Source organism: Streptomyces sp. MS191 (assembly GCF_008042125.1).
Taxonomy (GTDB): domain Bacteria; phylum Actinomycetota; class Actinomycetes; order Streptomycetales; family Streptomycetaceae; genus Streptomyces.
On sequence record NZ_RDBI01000010.1, the window covers coordinates 8,073 to 11,547 of the forward strand.

The 3,475-nt window shown below is 77.2% G+C and carries 3 protein-coding genes; all 3 read left to right on the forward strand.

All coding sequences use genetic code 11. The annotated features are described in order from the left end of the window. Positions 1 to 79: 79 nt before the first annotated feature. Entirely contained in the window at positions 80 to 1,243 is a 1,164-nt protein-coding gene (locus EAO71_RS01815) for a DMT family transporter (protein WP_147975999.1), read from the forward strand. A 394-nt stretch (positions 1,244 to 1,637) separates the two neighbouring features. Next, positions 1,638 to 2,642: an SPFH domain-containing protein gene (locus EAO71_RS01820; RefSeq protein WP_147975995.1), complete on the forward strand. Its 1,005-nt coding sequence runs from the start codon at positions 1,638 to 1,640 to the stop codon at positions 2,640 to 2,642. Continuing rightward, a partial coding sequence (locus tag EAO71_RS01825; RefSeq protein WP_147975996.1) for an NAD(+)/NADH kinase occupies positions 2,639 to 3,475 on the forward strand: 837 nt, incomplete at its 3' end. The genes EAO71_RS01820 and EAO71_RS01825, both read left to right, overlap by 4 nt.

Consider the following 3,475-nt stretch of genomic DNA (forward strand, 5'->3'; position numbering starts at 1 on the left):
CGTTCAGGCCGACCGCCCACCACCACTGGCCGCGGGCGAGCAGCGCGCGCAACGCGCCCCGCCCGGCAGGAGCCCTGCGATGAACGCCCTCGACGGCACCGTGCTCGCGGTGCTCCTCTCCCTGGTGTCCGCCGCGGGCTACGCGCTCGCCGCGGTCGCCCAGTCCCGGCTGGCCTCCTCGTCCGACGGGGGCCGGGGCGCGTTGCGCGCGCTGCTCGCCCGCGGCCAGTGGTGGTGGGCGGTCGGCCTGAACGCGGCCGGCGCGCTCGCCCACGTGGCCGCCCTGCACTACGGTCCACTGACCCTCGTCCAGCCGCTGGGCGCACTGACCCTCGTGGCCGCGCTGCCGCTCGGGGCGTACTGCGCGCGGCGGCGTGTCACCCGGCCGGAGTGGCGCGGAGCGCTCTGGACCCTGGTCGGGCTCGTCGGCCTGGTGTCGGTCACCGGGCCCGCGAAGCCCGGCGAGGCCCTGAGCCTGCGGGAGGCGCTGGTCGTCGCCGCGGCGACGGGCCTGCTGATCGCCGCTCTCGCCTCGGGCCGGCTGTACGGGGGCGCCCGCGCGGACGCGACCGGGGCCGGATCGGCCGCGGGCGGTAGCGGACGGGCCCGGGGGCTCGGACACGCGACGGCCTCCGGGGTCGCCTCGGGCGTCGCCTCCGCCCTCACCCAGACGGTGACCTCGGCGCTCGCGCACGAACTGCCCGGCGGCGCCCCGCGCTGGTGGCAGACGACCGTGGTCGCGGTGCTGATCTCGGCGTTCGCGGTGGGCGGCCTGCTGCTCTCGCAGTCCGCCTACCGGGGCGGACTCGCGGCGCCGCTGGCCGTGGTGAACCTGTCCAACCCGGCCGCCGCCGCGGTGATCGGCGTGGCCCTCCTCGGCGAGACCTTCCGCGCGGGGGCCTGGGGCTGGCTGATCGCGGCCGCCGCCTCGGCGGTGGCGGCGCGCGGGGTGATCCTGCTGACCGGCGGTCCGGGGCCGGTGGCCCCGGGCGTCTCGGAACCGGCCGTGGCTGTCGCGAGCCCCTCGACCCCGGCACCGGTCGCGGAACCGGCCCCGGTGATCGCCGTGACCACGGCTCCCGTCACCTCGGCGCCCCGGACCGCCGGCGTGACGGCGGCTGCGGCGCCGACGCGTCTCACCGTCCCCGCGCCCGGCGCCACCCCCGTGCGGACGACCCTGCCCGCGCCGTCGCCGCTGTCGCCCGCCGGTCCGGCCTCGGCGACCGCACCGCTCGCCAGCTGACGCCGGCTCGTGCCGCGCGGTGCCGTCGGCCGCGGCGCGGGGGGCTCCTCCGACGCCGCCGCCGCGAGCGCGACTCCGGCTCCCGGCACGCCCGTGGGACACATCGCCTCATCCTCCGCCACTGACGGCGCACCCCCGGGGCGTGCTGTTCGAGGACGTACGGAACGGGCTGCGGGGCGTCGGGGGCGCCCCCGTCGCCCGCGACTCCGGCGACTCCGACTCCGGCGACGAGGACACGGCAGCCCGTGACGGCTCGGCGGCCCGACCGCGGCGGGACGCCTCGGCCGGCCGCACGCGCCACCGGCCGGCGGCGGACCGGACGAACCACTTTCGTCAGCTTGACGAAAAGCGGAAGGACCCCCTATCGTCATGATGACGACAAGGGGGAGTTCCCATGGCCGACATCACCCGCCGCGCCGGCTGGCGCCATCTGCGTTCCGCGCCGACCGCGCACATCCGCCACCACCGGCGCGGACAGCTCGTGCACGACGGCACGGGCCTGAGCTTCTGGTTCCGTTCGCTGTCCGCCGCGCTCTCCGAGGTGCCGGTGAACGACCGCGAGCTGGCGATGGCGTTCCACGCCCGCACCGCCGACTTCCAGGACGTGAGCGTCCAGTCGACCGTCACCTACCGGATCAGCGGACCGGAGGCGGCGGCCACCCGGCTCGACTTCTCGATCGACCCGGACACCGGGGCGTGGCGCGGCGCGCCGCTCGAGCAGATCGCCACCCTGCTGACCGAGACCGCGCAGCAGCACGCCCTCGACGTCCTGGCGCGCACACCGCTGGCCGCCGCGCTGGTCGACGGCGTCGCCGCCGTACGGGACCGGATCGCGGCCGGGCTCGATGCCGAACCCCGGCTGCCGGCCACCGGCATCGAGGTGGTCGCGGTGCGCGTGGTGGCGATCCGGCCGGAGCCGGAGGTCGAGCGGGCGCTGCGGACGCCGGCGCGCGAGCAGATCCAGCAGGAGGCGGACCGGGCCACGTACGAGCGGCGGGCCGTCGCCGTCGAGCGGGAGCGGGCCATCGCCGAGAACGAGCTGGCCAGCAAGATCGAGCTGGCCCGTCAGGAGGAGCGGCTCGTCGACCAGCGCGGTACCAACGCCCGGCGCGAGGCGGAGGAGAGCGCCGCCGCCGACGCCGTACGGGCGGAGGCCGAGGCGGTCCGTACGGTCCGGCTGGCGCGCGCCGAGGCGGAGGCGGCCCGCGAGGTGGGTGAGGCCCGCGCCCAGGCGCAGGCGTCCTGGCTGAGGGTGCACGGCGAGGTCGACGCGGCGACGCTGCACGCCCTGGCGGCCACCCGCGCGGCGGAGAACCTGCCGCGCATCGAGAACCTCACGCTGTCGCCGGACGTGCTGACCGGGCTGCTCGCCAAGCTGGGCGGAGGGAACCGGTCGTGAGCCTGGCGCCCCGGGCCGTCCTCGTCCACCGGACCACGGAGTACGAGGAGCTGCTCGCCCGGCACGGTACGCACGGGCAGGCGGCGTTCTTCCTCTCCAGCCGGGGCCGGAGCATCGAGGAGGTCCGGGAGCGCCACGAGCGCACCCGGCGGGCGCTGGCGGAGGTGGCGGGGGCCGTGCCGCTCCAGTGGCGGCAGACCCGGGTCGAACGGGCCGATCTGGACCGCTTCCTGTTCGGCCCCGAGGACGTGGTCGTCGTGGTCGGGCAGGACGGCCTGGTGGCGAACGCGGCGAAGTACCTGTCCGGGCAGCCGGTCGTCGGCATCGACTCCGACCCGGGGCGCAATCCGGGGGTCCTCGTACGTCACCGGGCGGCGCAGGCCCGCACGCTGCTGCCGGCCGCCACCCGGACCGGCGCGGACGAGCTGACCATGGTGGAGGCGGTCACGGACGACGAGCAGCGGCTGCTCGCGCTCAACGAGATCTACCTCGGTCCGCCCGGGCACCAGACGGCCCGCTACACCCTCGCTCTCGACGGCGCGGACGCCGAACCGGAGCCGCAGGCTTCGTCGGGTGTCCTGGTCGGGACGGGGACCGGGGCGACCGGCTGGCTGCGGTCGCTGTGGCAGCAGCGCTCCAGCCGGCTGACGCTGCCGGCCCCGACCGACCCCCGGCTCGCCTGGTTCGTCCGCGAGGCCTGGCCGTCCCCGACGACGGGCACGAGCCGGGTCGAGGGGGCGCTGGGCTCCGGCGAGGGGCTGGCCCTCACCGTCGAGTCGGACCGCATGGTGGCCTTCGGGGACGGGATGGAGACCGACTCGCTGGAACTGACC